This window comes from Streptomyces sp. NPDC041122, from assembly GCF_055592445.1.
The window spans coordinates 310,853-326,991 of sequence record NZ_JBVIYQ010000006.1; the positions used below are offsets into that span (position 1 = coordinate 310,853).

45 protein-coding genes are annotated in these 16,139 nt (G+C 69.1%); all 45 read left to right on the top strand.

The features are described from left to right. The first annotated feature begins 4 nt into the window (after positions 1 to 4). The 45 genes from ACZ6B8_RS23045 to ACZ6B8_RS23265 all read left to right on the top strand — a co-directional run bounded on the left by ACZ6B8_RS23045 (position 5) and on the right by ACZ6B8_RS23265 (position 15,663). On the top strand, positions 5 to 187 hold the full coding sequence (locus ACZ6B8_RS23045; RefSeq protein WP_471608390.1) for a hypothetical protein: 183 nt from the start codon (positions 5 to 7) through the stop codon (positions 185 to 187). 83 nt (positions 188 to 270) lie between these two features. Further along, the gene (locus tag ACZ6B8_RS23050; protein ID WP_471608391.1) at positions 271 to 504 is read left to right on the top strand and encodes a hypothetical protein; all 234 of its coding nucleotides are present in this window, start codon (positions 271 to 273) and stop codon (positions 502 to 504) included. 1 nt (position 505) lies between these two features. Continuing rightward, entirely contained in the window at positions 506 to 661 is a 156-nt protein-coding gene (locus ACZ6B8_RS23055) for a hypothetical protein (RefSeq protein ID WP_471608392.1), read from the top strand. Then, a complete protein-coding gene (locus ACZ6B8_RS23060; protein WP_471608393.1) occupies positions 661 to 819 on the top strand; it encodes a pRL2-8 in 159 nt (52 codons plus the stop codon). The genes ACZ6B8_RS23055 and ACZ6B8_RS23060 overlap by 1 nt, the downstream gene beginning before the upstream one ends. Before the next feature lie 11 nt (positions 820 to 830). Further along, positions 831 to 1,151 (top strand): hypothetical protein, encoded by a 321-nt coding sequence (locus ACZ6B8_RS23065; RefSeq protein WP_471608394.1) that lies wholly within the window; start codon positions 831 to 833, stop codon positions 1,149 to 1,151. Positions 1,152 to 1,153: 2 nt separating this feature from the next. Next, positions 1,154 to 1,453, top strand: coding sequence for a hypothetical protein (locus tag ACZ6B8_RS23070; RefSeq protein WP_471608395.1), 300 nt, complete (start codon positions 1,154 to 1,156; stop codon positions 1,451 to 1,453). 68 nt (positions 1,454 to 1,521) lie between these two features. Next, on the top strand, positions 1,522 to 1,779 hold the full coding sequence (locus ACZ6B8_RS23075; protein WP_471608396.1) for a hypothetical protein: 258 nt from the start codon (positions 1,522 to 1,524) through the stop codon (positions 1,777 to 1,779). Continuing rightward, positions 1,776 to 1,898, top strand: a complete 123-nt coding sequence (locus ACZ6B8_RS23080; RefSeq protein WP_471608397.1) for a hypothetical protein — start codon at positions 1,776 to 1,778, stop codon at positions 1,896 to 1,898. Before ACZ6B8_RS23075 ends, ACZ6B8_RS23080 begins: the two co-directional genes overlap by 4 nt. A 26-nt stretch (positions 1,899 to 1,924) precedes the next feature. After that, entirely contained in the window at positions 1,925 to 2,152 is a 228-nt protein-coding gene (locus ACZ6B8_RS23085; protein ID WP_471608398.1) for a hypothetical protein, read from the top strand. Further along, on the top strand, positions 2,149 to 2,490 hold the full coding sequence (locus ACZ6B8_RS23090; protein WP_471608399.1) for a hypothetical protein: 342 nt from the start codon (positions 2,149 to 2,151) through the stop codon (positions 2,488 to 2,490). Before ACZ6B8_RS23085 ends, ACZ6B8_RS23090 begins: the two co-directional genes overlap by 4 nt. Next, positions 2,487 to 2,774, top strand: a complete 288-nt coding sequence (locus tag ACZ6B8_RS23095; RefSeq protein ID WP_471608400.1) for a hypothetical protein — start codon at positions 2,487 to 2,489, stop codon at positions 2,772 to 2,774. Before ACZ6B8_RS23090 ends, ACZ6B8_RS23095 begins: the two co-directional genes overlap by 4 nt. Next, positions 2,771 to 3,043, top strand: a complete 273-nt coding sequence (locus tag ACZ6B8_RS23100; RefSeq protein WP_471608401.1) for a hypothetical protein — start codon at positions 2,771 to 2,773, stop codon at positions 3,041 to 3,043. Before ACZ6B8_RS23095 ends, ACZ6B8_RS23100 begins: the two co-directional genes overlap by 4 nt. 493 nt (positions 3,044 to 3,536) lie before the next feature. After that, positions 3,537 to 3,710 carry a hypothetical protein gene (locus tag ACZ6B8_RS23105; RefSeq protein ID WP_471608402.1) on the top strand — a complete coding sequence of 58 codons (174 nt, stop codon included), beginning with the start codon at positions 3,537 to 3,539 and terminating at the stop codon, positions 3,708 to 3,710. After that, a complete protein-coding gene (locus ACZ6B8_RS23110; RefSeq protein WP_471608403.1) occupies positions 3,707 to 3,859 on the top strand; it encodes a hypothetical protein in 153 nt (50 codons plus the stop codon). The genes ACZ6B8_RS23105 and ACZ6B8_RS23110 overlap by 4 nt, the downstream gene beginning before the upstream one ends. Beyond that, positions 3,856 to 4,170: a hypothetical protein gene (locus tag ACZ6B8_RS23115; protein ID WP_471608404.1), complete on the top strand. Its 315-nt coding sequence runs from the start codon at positions 3,856 to 3,858 to the stop codon at positions 4,168 to 4,170. Before ACZ6B8_RS23110 ends, ACZ6B8_RS23115 begins: the two co-directional genes overlap by 4 nt. 103 nt (positions 4,171 to 4,273) lie before the next feature. Beyond that, positions 4,274 to 4,468: a hypothetical protein gene (locus ACZ6B8_RS23120; RefSeq protein WP_471608405.1), complete on the top strand. Its 195-nt coding sequence runs from the start codon at positions 4,274 to 4,276 to the stop codon at positions 4,466 to 4,468. Next, the gene (locus ACZ6B8_RS23125) at positions 4,465 to 4,641 is read left to right on the top strand and encodes a hypothetical protein (RefSeq protein ID WP_471608406.1); all 177 of its coding nucleotides are present in this window, start codon (positions 4,465 to 4,467) and stop codon (positions 4,639 to 4,641) included. The genes ACZ6B8_RS23120 and ACZ6B8_RS23125 overlap by 4 nt, the downstream gene beginning before the upstream one ends. A gap of 70 nt (positions 4,642 to 4,711) precedes the next feature. After that, complete coding sequence (locus ACZ6B8_RS23130; RefSeq protein WP_471608407.1) at positions 4,712 to 4,912, top strand: hypothetical protein; 201 nt, start codon at positions 4,712 to 4,714, stop codon at positions 4,910 to 4,912. A 51-nt stretch (positions 4,913 to 4,963) separates the two neighbouring features. Beyond that, a complete protein-coding gene (locus ACZ6B8_RS23135; protein WP_471608408.1) occupies positions 4,964 to 5,371 on the top strand; it encodes an SsgA family sporulation/cell division regulator in 408 nt (135 codons plus the stop codon). After that, a complete protein-coding gene (locus ACZ6B8_RS23140) occupies positions 5,368 to 5,643 on the top strand; it encodes a hypothetical protein (protein ID WP_471608409.1) in 276 nt (91 codons plus the stop codon). Before ACZ6B8_RS23135 ends, ACZ6B8_RS23140 begins: the two co-directional genes overlap by 4 nt. Continuing rightward, positions 5,636 to 5,833, top strand: coding sequence for a hypothetical protein (locus tag ACZ6B8_RS23145; RefSeq protein ID WP_471608410.1), 198 nt, complete (start codon positions 5,636 to 5,638; stop codon positions 5,831 to 5,833). Before ACZ6B8_RS23140 ends, ACZ6B8_RS23145 begins: the two co-directional genes overlap by 8 nt. Further along, on the top strand, positions 5,830 to 6,045 hold the full coding sequence (locus tag ACZ6B8_RS23150; RefSeq protein WP_471608411.1) for a hypothetical protein: 216 nt from the start codon (positions 5,830 to 5,832) through the stop codon (positions 6,043 to 6,045). Before ACZ6B8_RS23145 ends, ACZ6B8_RS23150 begins: the two co-directional genes overlap by 4 nt. Beyond that, a complete protein-coding gene (locus ACZ6B8_RS23155) occupies positions 6,042 to 6,419 on the top strand; it encodes an SLOG family protein (RefSeq protein ID WP_471608412.1) in 378 nt (125 codons plus the stop codon). Before ACZ6B8_RS23150 ends, ACZ6B8_RS23155 begins: the two co-directional genes overlap by 4 nt. Continuing rightward, positions 6,416 to 6,586, top strand: a complete 171-nt coding sequence (locus ACZ6B8_RS23160; RefSeq protein WP_471608413.1) for a hypothetical protein — start codon at positions 6,416 to 6,418, stop codon at positions 6,584 to 6,586. Before ACZ6B8_RS23155 ends, ACZ6B8_RS23160 begins: the two co-directional genes overlap by 4 nt. Beyond that, a complete protein-coding gene (locus ACZ6B8_RS23165; RefSeq protein WP_471608414.1) occupies positions 6,583 to 7,032 on the top strand; it encodes a hypothetical protein in 450 nt (149 codons plus the stop codon). The genes ACZ6B8_RS23160 and ACZ6B8_RS23165 overlap by 4 nt, the downstream gene beginning before the upstream one ends. Further along, positions 7,029 to 7,208, top strand: coding sequence for a hypothetical protein (locus tag ACZ6B8_RS23170; RefSeq protein ID WP_471608415.1), 180 nt, complete (start codon positions 7,029 to 7,031; stop codon positions 7,206 to 7,208). The genes ACZ6B8_RS23165 and ACZ6B8_RS23170 overlap by 4 nt, the downstream gene beginning before the upstream one ends. Next, positions 7,201 to 7,377 carry a hypothetical protein gene (locus ACZ6B8_RS23175; protein WP_471608416.1) on the top strand — a complete coding sequence of 59 codons (177 nt, stop codon included), beginning with the start codon at positions 7,201 to 7,203 and terminating at the stop codon, positions 7,375 to 7,377. Before ACZ6B8_RS23170 ends, ACZ6B8_RS23175 begins: the two co-directional genes overlap by 8 nt. After that, a complete protein-coding gene (locus ACZ6B8_RS23180; RefSeq protein WP_471608417.1) occupies positions 7,374 to 7,607 on the top strand; it encodes a hypothetical protein in 234 nt (77 codons plus the stop codon). Before ACZ6B8_RS23175 ends, ACZ6B8_RS23180 begins: the two co-directional genes overlap by 4 nt. Beyond that, positions 7,600 to 7,815: a hypothetical protein gene (locus ACZ6B8_RS23185; RefSeq protein ID WP_471608418.1), complete on the top strand. Its 216-nt coding sequence runs from the start codon at positions 7,600 to 7,602 to the stop codon at positions 7,813 to 7,815. Before ACZ6B8_RS23180 ends, ACZ6B8_RS23185 begins: the two co-directional genes overlap by 8 nt. Next, positions 7,808 to 7,969: a hypothetical protein gene (locus ACZ6B8_RS23190; RefSeq protein WP_471608419.1), complete on the top strand. Its 162-nt coding sequence runs from the start codon at positions 7,808 to 7,810 to the stop codon at positions 7,967 to 7,969. The genes ACZ6B8_RS23185 and ACZ6B8_RS23190 overlap by 8 nt, the downstream gene beginning before the upstream one ends. Beyond that, the gene (locus tag ACZ6B8_RS23195; RefSeq protein WP_471608420.1) at positions 7,966 to 8,187 is read left to right on the top strand and encodes a hypothetical protein; all 222 of its coding nucleotides are present in this window, start codon (positions 7,966 to 7,968) and stop codon (positions 8,185 to 8,187) included. The genes ACZ6B8_RS23190 and ACZ6B8_RS23195 overlap by 4 nt, the downstream gene beginning before the upstream one ends. Next, positions 8,184 to 8,384, top strand: coding sequence for a hypothetical protein (locus tag ACZ6B8_RS23200; protein ID WP_471608421.1), 201 nt, complete (start codon positions 8,184 to 8,186; stop codon positions 8,382 to 8,384). The genes ACZ6B8_RS23195 and ACZ6B8_RS23200 overlap by 4 nt, the downstream gene beginning before the upstream one ends. Further along, complete coding sequence (locus ACZ6B8_RS23205) at positions 8,374 to 8,763, top strand: hypothetical protein (RefSeq protein WP_471608422.1); 390 nt, start codon at positions 8,374 to 8,376, stop codon at positions 8,761 to 8,763. The genes ACZ6B8_RS23200 and ACZ6B8_RS23205 overlap by 11 nt, the downstream gene beginning before the upstream one ends. Positions 8,764 to 8,935: 172 nt before the next feature. Next, on the top strand, positions 8,936 to 9,556 hold the full coding sequence (locus ACZ6B8_RS23210) for a LuxR C-terminal-related transcriptional regulator (protein ID WP_471608423.1): 621 nt from the start codon (positions 8,936 to 8,938) through the stop codon (positions 9,554 to 9,556). A gap of 42 nt (positions 9,557 to 9,598) precedes the next feature. Next, complete coding sequence (locus tag ACZ6B8_RS23215) at positions 9,599 to 10,927, top strand: AAA family ATPase (RefSeq protein ID WP_471608424.1); 1,329 nt, start codon at positions 9,599 to 9,601, stop codon at positions 10,925 to 10,927. A gap of 403 nt (positions 10,928 to 11,330) precedes the next feature. After that, positions 11,331 to 11,639, top strand: coding sequence for a hypothetical protein (locus tag ACZ6B8_RS23220; RefSeq protein ID WP_471608425.1), 309 nt, complete (start codon positions 11,331 to 11,333; stop codon positions 11,637 to 11,639). Positions 11,640 to 11,764: 125 nt separating this feature from the next. Further along, positions 11,765 to 11,929 carry a hypothetical protein gene (locus tag ACZ6B8_RS23225; RefSeq protein WP_471608426.1) on the top strand — a complete coding sequence of 55 codons (165 nt, stop codon included), beginning with the start codon at positions 11,765 to 11,767 and terminating at the stop codon, positions 11,927 to 11,929. After that, positions 11,926 to 12,075 carry a hypothetical protein gene (locus tag ACZ6B8_RS23230; RefSeq protein ID WP_471608427.1) on the top strand — a complete coding sequence of 50 codons (150 nt, stop codon included), beginning with the start codon at positions 11,926 to 11,928 and terminating at the stop codon, positions 12,073 to 12,075. The genes ACZ6B8_RS23225 and ACZ6B8_RS23230 overlap by 4 nt, the downstream gene beginning before the upstream one ends. Next, positions 12,065 to 12,793: a hypothetical protein gene (locus ACZ6B8_RS23235; RefSeq protein ID WP_471608428.1), complete on the top strand. Its 729-nt coding sequence runs from the start codon at positions 12,065 to 12,067 to the stop codon at positions 12,791 to 12,793. The genes ACZ6B8_RS23230 and ACZ6B8_RS23235 overlap by 11 nt, the downstream gene beginning before the upstream one ends. Beyond that, positions 12,793 to 13,038 carry a hypothetical protein gene (locus tag ACZ6B8_RS23240; protein WP_471608429.1) on the top strand — a complete coding sequence of 82 codons (246 nt, stop codon included), beginning with the start codon at positions 12,793 to 12,795 and terminating at the stop codon, positions 13,036 to 13,038. The genes ACZ6B8_RS23235 and ACZ6B8_RS23240 overlap by 1 nt, the downstream gene beginning before the upstream one ends. Then, the gene (locus ACZ6B8_RS23245; RefSeq protein ID WP_471608430.1) at positions 13,035 to 13,229 is read left to right on the top strand and encodes a hypothetical protein; all 195 of its coding nucleotides are present in this window, start codon (positions 13,035 to 13,037) and stop codon (positions 13,227 to 13,229) included. The genes ACZ6B8_RS23240 and ACZ6B8_RS23245 overlap by 4 nt, the downstream gene beginning before the upstream one ends. Beyond that, positions 13,226 to 13,666: a DUF6221 family protein gene (locus ACZ6B8_RS23250; RefSeq protein WP_471608431.1), complete on the top strand. Its 441-nt coding sequence runs from the start codon at positions 13,226 to 13,228 to the stop codon at positions 13,664 to 13,666. Before ACZ6B8_RS23245 ends, ACZ6B8_RS23250 begins: the two co-directional genes overlap by 4 nt. Then, the gene (locus ACZ6B8_RS23255) at positions 13,663 to 13,800 is read left to right on the top strand and encodes a hypothetical protein (protein ID WP_471608432.1); all 138 of its coding nucleotides are present in this window, start codon (positions 13,663 to 13,665) and stop codon (positions 13,798 to 13,800) included. Before ACZ6B8_RS23250 ends, ACZ6B8_RS23255 begins: the two co-directional genes overlap by 4 nt. 42 nt (positions 13,801 to 13,842) lie before the next feature. Then, the gene (locus ACZ6B8_RS23260; protein WP_471608433.1) at positions 13,843 to 14,073 is read left to right on the top strand and encodes a hypothetical protein; all 231 of its coding nucleotides are present in this window, start codon (positions 13,843 to 13,845) and stop codon (positions 14,071 to 14,073) included. Between the two features lie 453 nt (positions 14,074 to 14,526). Continuing rightward, on the top strand, positions 14,527 to 15,663 hold the full coding sequence (locus ACZ6B8_RS23265; RefSeq protein ID WP_471608434.1) for a transglycosylase family protein: 1,137 nt from the start codon (positions 14,527 to 14,529) through the stop codon (positions 15,661 to 15,663). Positions 15,664 to 16,139 lie beyond the last annotated feature (476 nt).

The following is a 16,139-nucleotide window of genomic DNA, read 5'->3' on the forward strand; positions in this document are numbered from 1 at the left end:
GATCATGCGCCGCTACGAGACCGAGGTCGACATCACGACCGGCGACGGCCAGCACGTGACCTACTCCGGCGACGGACTGGGGCCCGACGAGGCGAGCGGGGACAGCCTGCTCGACAGCGCCGAAGACGCCGCGCTCGCGCAGGAACCGGGAGGCAGCGTCACCGCCTCCCGTGTCCGCAGGGCCTGAGCGCTGCCCGATCCGCCGGAACCTGTACGCCCGGCGGTGAGGGGAGTGCATCAGTACTCCGCACCTGCGAAAGCGAGGACACCATGCCCGGCATCCACCACTCCGGTGACCACGACCTGGTCATCGAGGGGCCCATCGACCTGAGCGAACAGGACGACGGCAGGAGCAACGGCAAGAAGGAGACGCCCCGCAAGCACCGCGGTGCCACGGACGGCACCGGCAACTGCGGGATCATCGGCGACAACGTGACGATCACCGGCGCCGTGGCCATGGGCCAGAACACGCGCGTCAACGGCCGCCGCGGCAAGAGGAAGTGACGTGGCCAGGCGCAGCTTCAGGGCGGGCGACTACGTGATCTGCCCCGGTGGCCGGATCGCCCGCATCCGGCAGACCGACTGGCGCGACGGCGAGCAGATCGTGTACGTCGCCGACGGCAGCTATCCGGCCGGACGCGTGCTGCCGTACAAGCGCTGATGGCCGTCAAGCCGTGTCCGGAGCGCCAGTGCCCGCAGTGCTGGCTGCACGCCTACGACAAGTCCATCCACCGGGCGCTGAGGCCGGGTGAGGAATGCGGCCCGTGCCTGGATCACCTGGCCACCAACTGCCGCGGCTTCTACCGCAACCTGCCCTGAAAGGAAGTGCAGTGCACCACCCCCCGTTGCACCGCCGCCACGGCGCCCCGGTGCACCCGCCGCAGTACCTGGGCACCGACGAGCACGGCCAGCCTGTGTACGGCAGCCCGCCGGCGGCCCCCGTTGCAGGGGGCGTTGCACCGTTGCAGCCGATCGTCGCGCGGCCGTGGGCGGCGTACATCGCACTCGGTTCCCTGGCCGCCCTCGTGCTCGTCTTCGTCATGATCGGGCTGGCCGTCCTCGCCATCGCACTGGCCACTGCAACGGTCGCGCTGACGATCTGCACGATCGTGCTGCGGTCAATGTGGCGGGACTACCGGAAGGAGAAATGACCATGCCTGCAACCGCATTCGATCACGTGATCAGGCGTCACCGGAGCCTGCTCGCGACGATGCTCGACAAGAAGATCAAGAAGACCGCCACAGCGGCAGAGTTCATCGACCACGTCGATTCCGCCGTGCACTTCCTGAGCCTGAGCCCTCTCTGGTGCAACGACCGCGAAGCGATGCAGGCCGCGCACATGTACCTGTGTGACGCCCACCAGCTTGCCGACGACGACCCCGCCAGGGCGGTCCTGCTCGGCAAGGCCAGCGAATACCTGGACGGCCTGGACGAAGAGGACTTCCTCTGCTGAGCCGACTCACCCGCACCCGCGCCCCGTTGCCCACCGGCAGCGGGGCGCTCGTCATGGAAGACCCCGACGTGAAGACCAACCCACAGCCGCACGCACGGAAGGCGGCCGACTACAACCACCGCATCCGGCTGCGCCGCGGCCACCTCACCCACCGAGCCCGCGCGATCCGATCGGGCCCCGCTGTCCTGGCGCTGACCACCGCATGCGGCCACACCTACACCCTGGCCTCGGTCGCCGACATGAGTGTCGACGACGGCAGGCCCTGCTACGGCTGCTCCCTCGCCACGGGCAGCGGACACGACGACATCAAGGAGAACCGCACATGAGGTACCTGATCCACGCCGTGCTCTCGTTCTGGGTCGAATGCCCGCTGTGCGGGGCGCGATTCGGTAACGAGGCCGCCCTGACCGCCCACTACGGCGGGGCCCACCCGGACGGAAGGTGAGGACGTGCCGTTCATGACCAGCCCCGGTGGCTAAGGGCAAGCGCGCCACCGCCAACGAGATATCCGACGAGGCCCTGGCCAGGATCCGCGCCGACATCGCGCGGTGGCAGCCGGGGCTTTTCGCTGCCGAGGTGGACCAGCGGCCGGCCTGCCAGTGCGGACTGTCCGAGCACTACATCACCGGCAACCGCGGCTACACCCGCCACGGCATCCCGTCGCTGGAATGCCACCGGCACGGAAAGGAAGAGACATGACGATCAACACTGACCTGCTGCTTGAGATCAGGGAGCAGATCACCAGCCACCCCGAGACGCACGACCAGGACTCGTGGGGCGCGAAAACCGAGTGCGGCACCACCTACTGCATCGCAGGGTGGGCGGGAGTACTCACCCAGGGCGCCCTCGACTGGCGCGGCGAGGGGAAGTGGGAGGAGCGGCTCTGGTACGTCAATCACCAGGAGCCGCAGGACTACGCCCGCGACGTCATGGGCCTCGACTTGCGCGATGCGAACTGCCTCTTCCACGAGTACAGCAACGAAGCCGCCCTCCGGCGCCTCGACCAGCTGATCGAGAAGGGCAAGAACGCCGCATGAGCCGTCTGCCCACACAGCAGCGGCGCCGCAAGCGGCGCCTGCCCATCACCCCGCCCGGCAGCAGCAGCGCCGCACCCGCCGACGGGCGGCGCGCCTATTGCCCCGCCTGCGGGGAAGTGCAGCGCGACTACGGCAACTGGTCGGCGCTGCGCGACGGCGTCGTCATCCCGCACCTGCGCGAGATCGTCCCCGACACGGCACCGCGCTCGCGCTGGGCAGAGAAGACGACAGAGGTCCGGTGCGACGGCGGGCCCGTCGACCTCGTGAAGGACCGTGCGCCGTGAACCACGACACCCACCGGTGCCTGAAGGCGTGGGCCGGAGCCGATGAGATGTGCGTCCACGAGGCGTGCCGCCCCCAGAGGCTCATCTCCAGGGAGCTGAAGCCGATGCAACCCGTGACCCTGCCGCACTACACGGCGACGCTCACCGTCCAGCGGGACGACGCGGAAGGCGAACTGATCGTACGCGGCGTCGTCACCGGCACCGCAGCCGCCGTGACCACCGCCGTGTGCTCGCTGGCCGACGCGTTCAAGGAAGAGGAGGAGCGGTGACGACTCATACCCGGACACACGTGATCACCGGCTTCGCGAACCCGCACCTTGTGTGCGAACGGTGCAGCCAGCCCGTCACGGGCTGGCACAACAACGATCACTGTGGCTGCGACAGCACGTGGTGGAACGTTCCCTGCGGCCACGAGCGGGCCGGAGTCGCCAGCGTGTGCCCGTCGTGGGGCCCGGTGGACGGCTGCACCTGCCTCAGGGCGCTCGGGACCGTAGACCACCCGCTCCCCACCACCCCCGACGAACAGGACCCCCATGCCTGAGCACACACGCAGGCGCCGTAAGGCGCTACTGACCACCTCTTCCGGGGCCGCCTCGATGGCGGCCCTTCTGCTTTCAAAGATCTTCGAGGTCTACATCCGGGGTGAGGCAACGTGATCCACGCTGTCGTATTCACTCTCGTGTACATAGCGTCCGTCTTCTTCACAGCCTTCGCCATCGAGTTGTGGGCGCTGCTCCGTAAGCCCGAAACCAGGCGCAATTCATGACCGAACCTGCGAGCTGGGAAGGCGGCCACGCCCTGGTCGTCGAGCTGGGGGACTGCGACCTGTGGGGCCGCTGCCAGTGCGGCAAGAGCTTCGGCAACATCACGCCGGACAAGTCGCTCGACCGCTTCGCCGCACCGTGGGAGCGGCACGTCATGACGGAGGTGTCATGACCGACCGCGAAGGGCGCCTCACCCGCTACCTCGCAGCACAGCACCGCGAGCAGACGACCGGCTCGCCGGCCGCCCGCATGGAGCTGGCTGCCGCGGCGCGGGCGCTGGACGAGCACGGCGAGGACATACCGGAGGCGACGGCGTCGTGAGCTTCCCTCAGATCAACGCCACCGAGGACACCCGCGCTCTCGCGCTGAGGATGTTCGAGGGCAACGTGCCGTGCGTCATGTCGATGGCAGAGCCGTCGTGCCCCGAGACGGCTGCGTGGATCGCGTACTTCCAGCACCTGGCCGACACCGAGTGCGAGGGACAGCCGCCCATGCCGCTGTGCCCCGAGCACCGCCAGGCACTGGAACGGGCTGCGCATCCGTTCTGGCGGGCATGGCTCAACACCGACCCGGTCATCTGCGACATGTGCGGCCACGAGGTGGCTGTCAGCCGATTCGAGGCGATCAGGTGACCACAGACGGATCCCGCATTTGGCCCGTCCCGGCGCCGCCGCCCGATCCGGACGCCCCTGCGACGGCGCCGTGCCCTTGCGGGTGCGGAAAGGAGTTCCCCGTATGAGCGGCCCCTTCATCCGCCCCGACGCCCCCGAGCAGCCGCCCGGGGGCGTCCGCCGTTTCACGGCCGAACTCGCCACCAAGTGCGCGTGCGGCAACCGCATCAGGCCCGGCGACCAGGCCGGGCTGATCGATGACGAACCCGTCGCATCGTGCGGCGACTGCTGCGACGAAGCGGAGGACAACGACCGATGAGTGACCGAGTACTGCCGTGCCCGGTGAAGGTGTGCGGCTACGAGGAGTGGGTCTCGCCGGACGACGAGGACGCCTCGTTCTCCGAGCTGTGGAGCCACGTCGCGCGCAGACACCAGATCACCGGTGACGCGGGCGCCGTGCTGATGGCGACGGTGAAGACGGAGGAGCGGTGATCTTCCTGCGGCTGGTGGCCGCGTCCGTGCCCGTCTGCCCGTTCTGCAGCCGCGTCGAATGCATCTGCACATGAACGACGCCCTGAGCCTCGCGTGCTGCGCGCTCGGGGGCGGGGCGGCAGGCGCCGTGATCAACCAGCTCATCAGCCTGCCCCGCGGCCGTGGCCGTCGGCGCGGTGAACACCGGCCCATCTGGCGCCGGGCGCCCGCGCCGCCCGCAGAAGCCGAGACCGAGCAGCTGCCCCGCACCGAGACACCCGCGCCCCGCTGAGACGGGGTCCCTCCGCACGACCAACCCGCGATCACATCCCGAGGGGGAGTGATGACCATCATCCAGCCGGTCGACCTTGAACTGATCCACGCCGACGGACAGCTGACACAGCTGTCGGCCGTCCTCGAATACCGCGCCGGCGACCCGTACGCCGTCGTGCTGGACATCGCACAGCCTGATGGCAAGCACGTCGTGTGGGCCTTCGCCCGCGAACTGCTCGCCGACGGCATCAGCCACCCGGGCATCGTCGGCGAAGGAGACGTCCGGGTACAGCGCCACTCCAGCGGCGCCATCACCCTGCACCTGTCCAGCCCTGAGGGCCGGGCGGACTTCGCCATCGACGGCGAAGGCATAGACGCGCTGCTCAGCGCCAGCTACATGACCGTCCCCGAGGGCACCGAGACCGAGCACCTCGGGATAGGCGCAGGCCTCGCCGCACTGTTCGGAGAAGCCGCATGACACTGCAATTCGAGGACCCGCCCGCGAAGCGCCGGGCGCCGGACGACATGGATCACGCCGCCGTGGCTGCCGGACTGAGGGCAAGGCCCGGCGAATGGGCCCGGGTCAAGGCATACAAGGGCATCAGCGTGGCCAGCGGCACGGCACGGCGCATCCGGCAGGGCGAGACGTCCGCGTACCGCCCCGCCGGATCGTTCGACGCCACAGCCCGCACCGTTGACGGCGAGGCGCGGCTGTACGCGCGGTACGTGGGGGAGGGGCCCGATGCCTGAGGAGCGGACGCCGTACGGATTCGCAGTCCATGAACTCAACGAGACGCGCAAAGACCTGAACCAGCCGAACGGCCTCACCGCCGACCAGCTGATCGCGTCATGCGCGGTCCGCGCCGATCTCGCCATCGCCGCCGCCCTGCTGGACATCGCCGCCGCGGTCCGGGGCGACGGCGTAGGGAGGCAGACGTGAGTGCCCGTGACGAACTGCTGCGCCTGGGAATGCTCGACCCCGACGACCAGGAGTTCGTCAGCGCCGCCGACGCCTACCGCGACGAAGTGCGGCGCGAGGCGGCCGAGATCGTGCGCGCCGCGACGGTGCGCGAACCCGTCGACGACGCGGAGCGGTACCTGAACGCCGTCCTCGAAGACGTCGCGGCGAAGATCGAAGGGGGGCGGGGGTGAGCAAGCCCTACCGCATCCTCGTCACCGGCTCACGGGGCTGGCCGGACGCTGCTGTCGTCTGGCGGGCGCTCGCGGAGACCGTGCCCGCAGCCACGGCCAGCCGCGCGCTGGTCGTGGTGCACGGCGCATGCCCGACCGGAGCCGACGCGATGGCCGACAGGTGGGCTCGCGCCTACGGCGGCGTCGCCATCGATGCCCACCCCGCCAACTGGACGGTCAACGGCAGGCGGGCGGGCTTCATCCGCAACGCCCACATGGTCAGCCTCGGGGCGGACGTCTGCCTCGCGTTCATCAAGGACGGCAGCCGCGGCGCCTCGCACACCGCCGCGCTCGCCGAAGCGGCAGGCATACCGACACGGAGGTGGACGGCGTGAGCGAGGACCGCACCTACTCCTACGACGAAGACGACACGTACATCGACAGCGACGGTGACCCGCACACCCCGCAGAGCCACGACATCGACGGCGTGCCCTACAGCACGCCGGTGTGCGGCTGGGACGGCGAGAGCTGGCCGTGCGAGGCAGTGAGGGAGCAGACATGAACGCGATCACCGCATTCTGGCGCAACACGTGGTGGCACCTGCGCCACCCCGCCGCACCAGCAGGCGCCTCGCCGTACCAGGCGGAACGGCGCGTCGTCAGTCCGGACGAAGCCGAGGCGCTGGGGCTGGCCAGGCAGTCAGCCTGCGACGCGTCCGCCTCAGCCGGACTGCTGGGGAAGCAGATGACGTTCGGACCGTGCGTCCTGCGCGAAGGGCACCAGGGGCCTGTGCACCAAGCCGCTGACGGATCGTCATGGGAGACGCTGGATGACGCCGTCCCCGTCCCCAGGGACGCGCTGCGGGGCCTCGTGGAGGTGGCGCGGTACGTCGCTCACGGCGGGCCGGGCGACGTCATGAAGCCCTACCCCGACGCGACGGCGCGGCGCGCGCTCGCGGCGCTGGACGACGCGGGGCTGCTGGAACAGACCGGAGAAGGAGATCAATGAGGACCGTCAACAAGATCCTTCAACGGGTCGGCGTCATGATCGTTCCGTGCCCGCCCAGCGCCAAGATGCTGCGCGAGCACGCCAACACTTCGGAGTCGCACCACCCTTCGCGCGGCGGCAGCACCGTCAGGTGGATGCGCAAGGTCGCCCAGCTCATGGACGGCAGCGATGGATGAGGTCCGCCAGGTCGTCGTGCACCCCGTGGTGTGGGGCTCGCTCGAAGCGTGGCTCAAGTCGCGCGGCCTCGTACTGGTCAACATCGACAGCGTGCTGGACGGCGACGACATCCCGACGTACGTGATGCAACCCCTCGCGCTCGATCAGTTCAAGGAAGGGGATTCATGATCAAGAAAGGTCAGATCTGCAAGCACGCCGACCCGCGCGAGGACATCGTCATCCGCATCGAGCGCTTCAGCCCCGGCCGCAGTCACGCCTGGGTGGTGGACGCCCGCACCGGCAAGCGGGGGCGGTGGATCAGTCTCCGCTCGCTGCACGGGAGCGCGGTCACCAAGACCGGGCAGCCGCGGCGCAGCGGCTACGTGCTGCAGGACGAAGAGGACCCGTCCCGTGGATGACAACTTCAGCGTCCTGTTCTGGAAAGAGCTCACCGCCGCCCTCGGGGTCGACGTACAGATCCGCGCAGACGCCTACGGACAGCCCGACGTGCTGCTCGACCGCACCGCGATGGAACGCCTGCGCGACGCGGCCGGCGAGCTGGGCTGCCCCTCGGTGGCGGCAGGGATCCAGCAGCTGCTGGAAGAAGGAGGGCAACGGCGTGAATGACGACGAAGCAGAGGCCCGCGCGATCTGGCAGCGCCTCGCACAGGAACTCACCGCGCGCGGCTGGTACCTGAGCGTCGGGTGCGACAACGTCCAGATCTGCATCCCCGGCGAGGACGGAGCCGACACGGACCAGTACATCGAGGTGCTGGGATGAGCGCCTGGGCGGAGATCGTCTGCGCGGACAGCTCGCCCGAGTGGCTGGCCACGTGCAACAGGGCGCTGGCCGAAGTCCAGGCCGAGCAGCGGCGCAAGGACGCCGCGAAGATCCGGAAGCTGAAGGCGGTCGTCGGCCCGGCGGAAATGAAGCCCAGCGCCGTCAGAGAGGTCCTGGAATGGGCCGCCCAGGACGTCGCCCCGGGGGAGCGGCCATGACCCCGCAGCAGGCCGCGGAGATGTGGGCGGCCACCATCCGCGAGGCGATCCGGGGCGCCGAAGAGGCGGGCATGGTCGTCGACTTCATCAGCGGCAGCCGCACGCGGCTGATCGTCGGCGCGCCCGGCGGGGAACTGCAGGACGCCGCCACCGTCTGGCCAGCCAGAAAGCAGCAGGAGGAAGGCGATGAAGAGTAAAGATTCAGCCGAGGGCACCTGCCCCCGCTGCCGCAAGTCGGTCCCCCTGGAGTCCTTCCGGGGGGACCTTGTTCTGTCGCTCCATCACGTCGTGCTGCCCGGCCACGGCTACGGCCTCACGTCGTGCCGCGGCACCGGCGCGGCATCCGCGGGCGCCCTGGACGACGGCGAGGACTGGTCATGGGTGCAGACGGCGGGCACCGGCCCCGGCGCGGAAGCGGGGGAGGCCGTCACGCAGACCGCGCCCCCGCAGACGGAGGCCGTGCCCGGCACCGCGCCCTGCCCCGCCCGGCGCGGCGTCTGTGTGTGCACCGCACCGCAGTGCGGCGGCGCGCACCGCTGCTTCTGCGGCAGCTCCTGGACGGGAGTGCGGATATGACCGGCTGCCCGCGCTGCGCCGCGCCCTGCGAGACCGTCATGACCCGGCAGGGGCCGCGGCTGGAAGAACACGAAGCACCGCTCTTCTCCGGCGCCGCACGCTGGTACCGCTGCCCCGGGTCATGGACCCCCGCACCCAGGGGCGCCGTGCTGCCCCGGCAGGGAGGGTGAGCATGGGCACACCGCGGCAGACCGTGTGCGGGGCGGGTGAGCACGACCTGACCGACCCCGCCAACGTGGCACAAACCCAACGCCGGAACGGCACCACCTCCCGGTACTGCAGGCCGTGCGCGAGCCGGCGCCGGGCCGCATACCGGCGCACCGACGCCCGGCCCGGCCCGCCGGTGCGGGCGAAGAAGCCGCGCCCGGCCACCCGCCGGGACCTGGCCGTCCTGCAGATGCACGCCGACGGCCTGACCGTGGAGGAGATCGCGGAAGAGAAGTGGACGGCCTGCGAGACCGTCCGGGGCTGCCTGGCACGCACACGGCGGCGCTACGGCGTGCACAGCACGGCCGCGGCCGTCGCCGCGGCACTGGTGCGCAGGGACATCCGGCCGGTACGCAGGAGCAGGCAGCCCCTGCCGGAGTCCTGCGAGGTCACGCAGGGCCATGCCCGGTCCCTGCTGCGGCTCCTGGGGGGCGAGCGGACACCCTTGCTGCCGCGCGGAGTGGCCTACGAGCGCATGCTGGACGACTGCTTCGCATTCAGCGCGCCGCACGCCGTCAGCGTCCTGTACAGGGCGGGGATCATCACGCCCGGCGACATCGAGTCTCTCCTGAAAGCAGCGGTATGAGATCACCCGCTGCACAGCCCGACGACAGCAGGAAAGAGGCGCGTGCCCGTGGAGACCGGCGAAACGCAGCAGGGAATCGACTTCTACACCCTTGCGGCGATCTTCCGGGGGCTGGCCCCGGAAGCAAAGCGGGCCGTGCTCCTGGGAATCAACCGGTCACAGGCACAGGAATTCGCCCGCATCGCCACAGGAACCGATCTGCTGGCCGGCCTTCCCGACCCCGACCGTGAACGCCGCATAGAAGGAGAGATAGCCAACCGGGAGGATATGGAAGAAGCCTCCCGGCGGTTCCTGGAAAGGCAGAAGCGCCTTCTCACCTCCCCCGACGGAATGGCCGCCCTTGCCGAGGAGTTCGCCCGCGACGTGCTGACCACCGACCAGCTTGACGACATTCCCGAACCCGAGCCGATCATTTCCGACTATCTCGACAAAGGCACCCTCGTGCGGATCTTCGGGCCGCCCAAGAGCCTCAAGAGCTTCATCGCCCTGTCCATGGCCGGCTCCGTCGCCGGAGGCCTCAGATGGTTCGGCTACCGCACCGAGAAGGCCCGCGTCCTCTACGTCGTCGCCGAGGGCGTGCGGGGCACCAAGCGCAGAGTGCGGGCGTGGGAGGAGGAGAACGGCCAGAGCATCGAAGTGCGGTTCTACCCCCGGGCCGTCCAGATCGGCGACCCCGACCAGCAGCGGCGCCTCATCGCCTACGCCCGCACCTACGGATACGCGTTCATCATCTTCGACACGCAGGCACGGTGCACCGTTGGCGTGAAGGAGAACGACAACACCGAGATGGGCCAGGTCATCGCCGCGCTGGACGCCCTCAAGGAGTCCACCGGCGCCTGCGTGATGCTGGTACACCACTCCGGGACCGAGGGCGGCAGAGGCCGCGGCGCGACCGCCTGGGACGGCGCCGTCGACGCCGAGTTCGAGGTACGGCGCGACGAGCACAGCATGCGCGTCACACTTGTGAGCCGCTTCCAGAAGGACATCGCCGAGGCGCCGGAGCTTCTCCTGGAAGGTCACACAGTGGGCGACTCCGTCGCGTTCCGCATCCAGGGCGATGCCCTGCCCGTCGCCGTAGAGATCATCGTGACCGGCAAGCAGCAGTTCGTGCTGAGGGCGATCTCCGAGTTCGGCGAAGTCGGAGTGTCCGTCAGCGGCATCGCGACAGCGCTCGGACTGGAAGCGAAGGAACGCGGCAAGTGCGGAACGCACGTGAGCGCGATCCTTCGCAAGGAGCTGATCAAAAAGGTTCCGGGGACGGCCCGCTACGAGATCACTTACGAGGGCCGGCGACAGCTTGAGGCCGTCGACAGGGCAGCGGCGGCGCAGCGTCCCGAACACGTCCAGGACATGATCGAAGAGGCGGAATAGCGCAAGGCTCTGACCTGCGGTTTTAAAAACCCGTCGCTATCGGTCGTGTGCTCTGACCTGCGGCGTCGCTATTCGTCGCTATTTTTCAAGATCATGTCGTGCTTTGGTCGCTACCGCCCGTCGCTACCGTCGCTATTCCGTCGTGGATCGGTCGCTACCTCTGACCTGGGGCGTCGTGTTTTCGTCGCTACCCCTTCTTTAAATCCCATGATCGTGTCGCTAGTCGCTGGGGGGTCTAGGAACTAGCCCCCACTAGCGACGCATGCGACAACACAAGATCAAAAGACAAGAAAGGATCACTGCCACGGCTGAGCAGAGCCCGCTGGACACAGAGATCAAACTGGCCGCCTGCAGCCGCTGCGGCGGCTGCGTCTTCGTCTGCCGGGTCTCAGGGCGTGAGGCGGTGGCGGACACCCAGCCGCTGGACGCAGAGAGCTACCGGGCCGCCCTGATCGCCGGACGGCCCGCCTACGACGTCATCGCGGGCCGCCTCAGGCCGCGCACCGCGAGTGTCAGCGCGAGAGCGTGCGACATCGTCGCCGCTCATGCCTGCGGCGCCGGTGCCGACGCTCCGCAGCCGTCCCGCCCGGCCAGGAGCTGGCCGCACCGCTGCCGTACGTGCCGCCGCCTCATCGGGGGCGGCGAGGCGTACTGGGCGATCGACCACGACAGCTTCCACTGGGCGGTTCACGACGTGTGCCCCGGGGCGTAGATGCCCCGTGCGCGCCGCTGTGCGCCTTTCTGACGCCCTTCGGGCCCCGGAGCGGTATCCGGGGCGACCCAGAGACCTTCTGCGGCCCCTGAGGGGCCGCTCCTTCATGATCAGGAAGAGGAACCATGCTGGACGTCTGGAAGCTGATCGAGCTGCTGCACACCTCGCGGCACCCCGGACGGGCGGAAGTGACGGTCACCCAGTGCCCGTTCCACGACCCGAAGGCTTTCGAGGCCGAAGCGCGGCGCATCACCCGCCTGGCCCGGCTGGGCATAGGGCGGCGCTCATGATCTGCCGCGAATGCGCGTGGGGCGCCGACCATCCCGAGGCGCAGCGCGAGTTCCCCCACCTCGGGCATGGCGCCTGCCCCGGCTGCGACTGCCAGCACGGCGCCGGCCGCCCCCACGACTACTCCGGCGGCAGCGATGGCGAGTGACGCCGAGTTCATCGCCGGCCTCGTATCCCAGCTCGTCGCCGGCTGGGAAGAGCGGATCGAATTCCAGGTGCCGATCACACAGCATGTGACGCTGTGCCAGGTATGGAGATCGGCCATGCCGCCCGCCAGGCGCAGGCATCACGAATGCGGATGCCCGGTCCACTTCGAGGCGCGGGCGCAGACCATGCAATTGCCGCCGCTTCTCGATCAGTTGCAGGAAGCGGTGGCCGAGCCGGTGTCGAAAGCGGGTGGCGAGGGCATCGGGGCCATCGGCAAGCCGCATTCCAATCCACCCGGTAATGGCGAGGCGCTCGCGCTGCTGCTGACGATCGGGGCGGATGCGCACAGGCATTACGCGGCCCTGCGCCAGGTGCTCTATCCGGATCACGGTGAGCGGAAAGGCGTCGGCGTGGTCAGTGCTCTGCGTGCCATTCCCGACTGGTGCGCAATGGCGTCGGAGAGCGGATACGACGATCTCGTCTACGAGATCAAGGAGGAGCTGCGCAAGCGGGTGCGCACGGCGCGGATCGTTCTCGGCTACGACTCGCCGATGGCGATGATCAAGGACACGGTCTGCGGCGGCTGCGGGGGAGCACTGATCGTCGCTGACGATGCGTCAACAGACGTGCGGTGCATCGGGACACCCGACGCGGCGCCGTGCGGGACGAAGTACTTCAGGTGGCAGTGGATCGATCTGCTCGAAGGGGAAGGGGCGTAATGGAACCCATTCATGTGTCGAAGGGCGAGGCCCGCGAAGGGTACATGTACAGCGCGGGAGGTGTCGGCGTGCGCAAGGATCTCGTCGAAGCAGTCCTCGCATCGTGGGCGATCATCAGCCCGACCGGCGATCCGGTGCTGGCACTGCGGTACGTCGGGGACGGGGCGGTCAATTCAGTCGACAACATCGCGCGGATGGCTGCCCTGGCGGTCGCCGAGGCCATTGTTCACCTGGAGAACCGATGACACAGACGATCAAGCACGCGGCGGCGGGCAAGGCCATGAACCTGGACGAGATCGAGGCCTTCTGCCGCCAGGTCCGCGCAGCCGGGGCGGCGGGCATTGCTTCACCGAAGGCGCGGATCACCTTCGGCGGAAAGCTCCGGAGCATGGAGATTGCTGTGGACGACGAGGCCGTGAGGGACGGGGCTCAGTGACCGCCGAACTGGTCGCGTTCCTGCGGGCGCGGTACGACGAGGAGGCGGCGCTGGCCGAGAAGGCGGGCGGCGATACGTGGCGGTACGACGTGTTCGACCGCAGCGGCGGCGTGGTGTTCGCCTCCGGTGAGCGGCCGGTTGTCGAGTTCGGCTTCGAGCCGGAGCGGATGCACGCACAGGATCGGGCAGCTGCGACCTTCCATCAGGCCGACCACATCGCCCGCCATGATCCCGCCCGCGTCCTCAGGGACGTCGAGGCGAAGCGGGAGACCCTACGGGAGCTGGAGCAGGCTGAGTTCACGCTGAGTAAGTCCGAGCCGGGAACACCGCCTTACGACATCATGACCGGCGCGGTGAACACGCTGCGGCGGGTCGCGCGGCGCGATGCCGCCGCCTACGACGATCACCCGGACTTCCGTGAGGAGTTCCGGCCGTGAACGCCTGGCGCCAGTACTGGCATTGCTACGGCGTCGGGTACGGGATCTTCCAGGCGTTCATGGTCACCGTGTGGATCGCGAGCGGCATCGGCATGGTCGGCGGCATCGCGTGGATGTGGTGGGAGGCGCTGTGACCCGGATCATCCTGGGCGTGACCAGATGAGAGGAGTGGGGTTGTGAGTGACCCGGATTACATCGTCATCCGTCCTGCGGAAGACCTGCCTGTCGCTGTGCCGCCGCGCTTGAACGGCTGGTGGTATGACCGGGCTTCCTTCCCTGAGGCGGCGCCCGGGGCGGGATATGACGCTGTTGCGCGCTATGGCGGTTACGTGGCCGTAGCGACTGGTCGCTTCGAGGTCCGCGACTACGACGGCGCGGTAGCCGAGATCTTCGAGATCCGCCCGTGATCCTCGCCGACACCGAGGCCGCCTGCCTGTACTGGGGCTGCTCGCGCCGTGTCCTGTTCAAGTGGGCGAGCGAGGGCCGTCTGGTGCGCCACGGCACCGCGGCGCGGAGGCTGTGGGACCTGGGCGCCATGGGACCGCGGGAGCCGGGAAAGCCGCTTCCGGAGCCGCCGCCGAAGCGCGAAGCGAGACGGGGTGATTGCATGTAGGCGTTTGCTGGTGCACTATCGAGGCGTACCAGGCATGCCCATGAGAGCGCCTGAGTGCCGATCAGGGCCCGCCGCGTGCGGGCCTTTTTGCTGCGCGCCGCTCCCGATGAGCGGCTGCGCCATTCACTCGACGCGCAGCTGAATGCGCGGATACAGCGGCTCCCTGGCGGGGCCGCTTCCTCATGCCCGCACTTAGGCGGGTGGTCTGAGCAGGGGCGGACCCGACACCCATCGGAGATCAACTCACATGGGGCACGACCGCAACAAGCACAGAAAGACCAAGGGCGCCCGGACCAAGCGCGCCTTTGCCACGACGGGCGTCAGTGCTCTCGTCGGAACGGGTCTCACGGTTACCGCGGCAGGCACGGCAGACGCCGCCTCGGTCAGCGCGTGGGACCGCGTTGCCAAGTGCGAATCAGGCAACAACTGGAGGATCAATACCGGCAACGGCTTCTACGGCGGGCTGCAGTTCACCGCGTCGACCTGGCGCGCGTATGGCGGCGGCACCTTCGCCAGCCGCGCCGACCTCGCCACCAAGGCGCAGCAGATCCAGATCGCGGAGAAGGTTCTCCGGGCGCAGGGACCCGGAGCGTGGCCGGTGTGCAGCGTGAAGGCGGGCCTCACCAGGGGCGGCGCCAAGCCGTACGCGGCGGCGCCCAGGAAGGCGCCCGCCAGGCCGAAGGCGGCCGTCAGCGGCACCGCAGCCAAGGCTGTTGCGTACGCCCTGGCGCAGCGCGGCAAGCCGTACATCTACGGGGCCACCGGCCCCAATGCCTACGACTGCTCCGGCCTCACGCAGGCGGCGTGGCGTGCGGCGGGGGTATCGATCCCGCGTACGTCTCAGGCTCAGCTGGCCGGACTTGGGCGGGTCGCACCGTCCCAGGTGCGGGCCGGCGACATCGTGGTCTACCGCGGCGGTGGGCACGTGGCCCTGTACATCGGGGGCGGCAAGATCATAGAGGCCTCCCGTCCTGGCGCACCTGTCCGCATCGCGCCCTGGCGCAGCGGCTGGTACGCCAGCGCCTTCACTGCCGTCGTACGGCCCGCAGGCTCGACACCGGGGGGCCCGGTACACAGGGCCGCCCCCGTCACGCCGAAGAGGCAGGGCGTGCCCAGCGGACAGAGGGCGGTACCCGCGGACAGGGCGGTGCCTGAGTCCAGGGGCGGCGCCCCGCGCCACGGGGTGGCACCCCGCACGGGCAGGGTGCCCACGACGTGGGGTGGCAAGGTCTACAAGGTCAGGCGTGGTGACTGCCTCTACCGCATCGCACAGCAGCACAACGTGCGCGGTGGATGGCAGGCGCTGTACGCAGGCAACACCAAGGTTGTCGGCGGTAACCCGCACCTGATCCACCCGGGCCAGGTACTGCACCTGTCCAGGTAGACGAGCATCATGCCCTGCTGTACCCGCCTCGCTTGTGCTGCCTGATGCACCCTCACCGGCACGGTGTGCCCCCACTCTTGGAGGTGCACCGTGCCGGTGACCAGGTGCGCCGGCCGTAGTGGCAGCCGATGGCGAGCTGCGGTCGCACAGCTCAAGCGCGAGTCAGTGCCGATCTGTCACCTGTGTGGTCAGCCGATCGACACGGCACTGCACTACCTCGACCCGATGGCATGGCAAGCGGATCACGAGCCGCCGATCGCGGTGCTGATCGCTCGCGGTGATGATCCCGATGATGTGCAGTGGCTCAAGCCCTCGCACCGCCTGTGCAACCAGCGCAAAGGATCAGGCGAGGCCAGGCGGCCAGTGACCGCCTCGCGGCGCTGGTAGTGCATAACCCCTGCATAGACATGCTGAATAGATGATGTATGGATATGCATTGGCGCTGCTTCTCGATCTCCTCGGTGACCGGTGGGGGA

What these genes read in the sequence shown, in the direction of transcription:
- ACZ6B8_RS23045 (WP_471608390.1), top strand. Translation starts at nt 5, where the DNA reads ATGCGCCGCTACGAGACCGAGGTCGACATCACGACCGGCGACGGCCAG.
- ACZ6B8_RS23050 (WP_471608391.1), top strand. Translation starts at nt 271, where the DNA reads ATGCCCGGCATCCACCACTCCGGTGACCACGACCTGGTCATCGAGGGG.
- ACZ6B8_RS23060 (WP_471608393.1), top strand. Translation starts at nt 661, where the DNA reads ATGGCCGTCAAGCCGTGTCCGGAGCGCCAGTGCCCGCAGTGCTGGCTG.
- ACZ6B8_RS23070 (WP_471608395.1), top strand. Translation starts at nt 1,154, where the DNA reads ATGCCTGCAACCGCATTCGATCACGTGATCAGGCGTCACCGGAGCCTG.
- ACZ6B8_RS23080 (WP_471608397.1), top strand. Translation starts at nt 1,776, where the DNA reads ATGAGGTACCTGATCCACGCCGTGCTCTCGTTCTGGGTCGAATGCCCG.
- ACZ6B8_RS23090 (WP_471608399.1), top strand. Translation starts at nt 2,149, where the DNA reads ATGACGATCAACACTGACCTGCTGCTTGAGATCAGGGAGCAGATCACC.
- ACZ6B8_RS23095 (WP_471608400.1), top strand. Translation starts at nt 2,487, where the DNA reads ATGAGCCGTCTGCCCACACAGCAGCGGCGCCGCAAGCGGCGCCTGCCC.
- ACZ6B8_RS23105 (WP_471608402.1), top strand. Translation starts at nt 3,537, where the DNA reads ATGACCGAACCTGCGAGCTGGGAAGGCGGCCACGCCCTGGTCGTCGAG.
- ACZ6B8_RS23110 (WP_471608403.1), top strand. Translation starts at nt 3,707, where the DNA reads ATGACCGACCGCGAAGGGCGCCTCACCCGCTACCTCGCAGCACAGCAC.
- ACZ6B8_RS23120 (WP_471608405.1), top strand. Translation starts at nt 4,274, where the DNA reads ATGAGCGGCCCCTTCATCCGCCCCGACGCCCCCGAGCAGCCGCCCGGG.
- ACZ6B8_RS23125 (WP_471608406.1), top strand. Translation starts at nt 4,465, where the DNA reads ATGAGTGACCGAGTACTGCCGTGCCCGGTGAAGGTGTGCGGCTACGAG.
- ACZ6B8_RS23130 (WP_471608407.1), top strand. Translation starts at nt 4,712, where the DNA reads ATGAACGACGCCCTGAGCCTCGCGTGCTGCGCGCTCGGGGGCGGGGCG.
- ACZ6B8_RS23135 (WP_471608408.1), top strand. Translation starts at nt 4,964, where the DNA reads ATGACCATCATCCAGCCGGTCGACCTTGAACTGATCCACGCCGACGGA.
- ACZ6B8_RS23140 (WP_471608409.1), top strand. Translation starts at nt 5,368, where the DNA reads ATGACACTGCAATTCGAGGACCCGCCCGCGAAGCGCCGGGCGCCGGAC.
- ACZ6B8_RS23145 (WP_471608410.1), top strand. Translation starts at nt 5,636, where the DNA reads ATGCCTGAGGAGCGGACGCCGTACGGATTCGCAGTCCATGAACTCAAC.
- ACZ6B8_RS23165 (WP_471608414.1), top strand. Translation starts at nt 6,583, where the DNA reads ATGAACGCGATCACCGCATTCTGGCGCAACACGTGGTGGCACCTGCGC.
- ACZ6B8_RS23170 (WP_471608415.1), top strand. Translation starts at nt 7,029, where the DNA reads ATGAGGACCGTCAACAAGATCCTTCAACGGGTCGGCGTCATGATCGTT.
- ACZ6B8_RS23175 (WP_471608416.1), top strand. Translation starts at nt 7,201, where the DNA reads ATGGATGAGGTCCGCCAGGTCGTCGTGCACCCCGTGGTGTGGGGCTCG.
- ACZ6B8_RS23180 (WP_471608417.1), top strand. Translation starts at nt 7,374, where the DNA reads ATGATCAAGAAAGGTCAGATCTGCAAGCACGCCGACCCGCGCGAGGAC.
- ACZ6B8_RS23195 (WP_471608420.1), top strand. Translation starts at nt 7,966, where the DNA reads ATGAGCGCCTGGGCGGAGATCGTCTGCGCGGACAGCTCGCCCGAGTGG.
- ACZ6B8_RS23200 (WP_471608421.1), top strand. Translation starts at nt 8,184, where the DNA reads ATGACCCCGCAGCAGGCCGCGGAGATGTGGGCGGCCACCATCCGCGAG.
- ACZ6B8_RS23205 (WP_471608422.1), top strand. Translation starts at nt 8,374, where the DNA reads ATGAAGAGTAAAGATTCAGCCGAGGGCACCTGCCCCCGCTGCCGCAAG.
- ACZ6B8_RS23210 (WP_471608423.1), top strand. Translation starts at nt 8,936, where the DNA reads ATGGGCACACCGCGGCAGACCGTGTGCGGGGCGGGTGAGCACGACCTG.
- ACZ6B8_RS23225 (WP_471608426.1), top strand. Translation starts at nt 11,765, where the DNA reads ATGCTGGACGTCTGGAAGCTGATCGAGCTGCTGCACACCTCGCGGCAC.
- ACZ6B8_RS23230 (WP_471608427.1), top strand. Translation starts at nt 11,926, where the DNA reads ATGATCTGCCGCGAATGCGCGTGGGGCGCCGACCATCCCGAGGCGCAG.
- ACZ6B8_RS23235 (WP_471608428.1), top strand. Translation starts at nt 12,065, where the DNA reads ATGGCGAGTGACGCCGAGTTCATCGCCGGCCTCGTATCCCAGCTCGTC.
- ACZ6B8_RS23240 (WP_471608429.1), top strand. Translation starts at nt 12,793, where the DNA reads ATGGAACCCATTCATGTGTCGAAGGGCGAGGCCCGCGAAGGGTACATG.
- ACZ6B8_RS23245 (WP_471608430.1), top strand. Translation starts at nt 13,035, where the DNA reads ATGACACAGACGATCAAGCACGCGGCGGCGGGCAAGGCCATGAACCTG.
- ACZ6B8_RS23265 (WP_471608434.1), top strand. Translation starts at nt 14,527, where the DNA reads ATGGGGCACGACCGCAACAAGCACAGAAAGACCAAGGGCGCCCGGACC.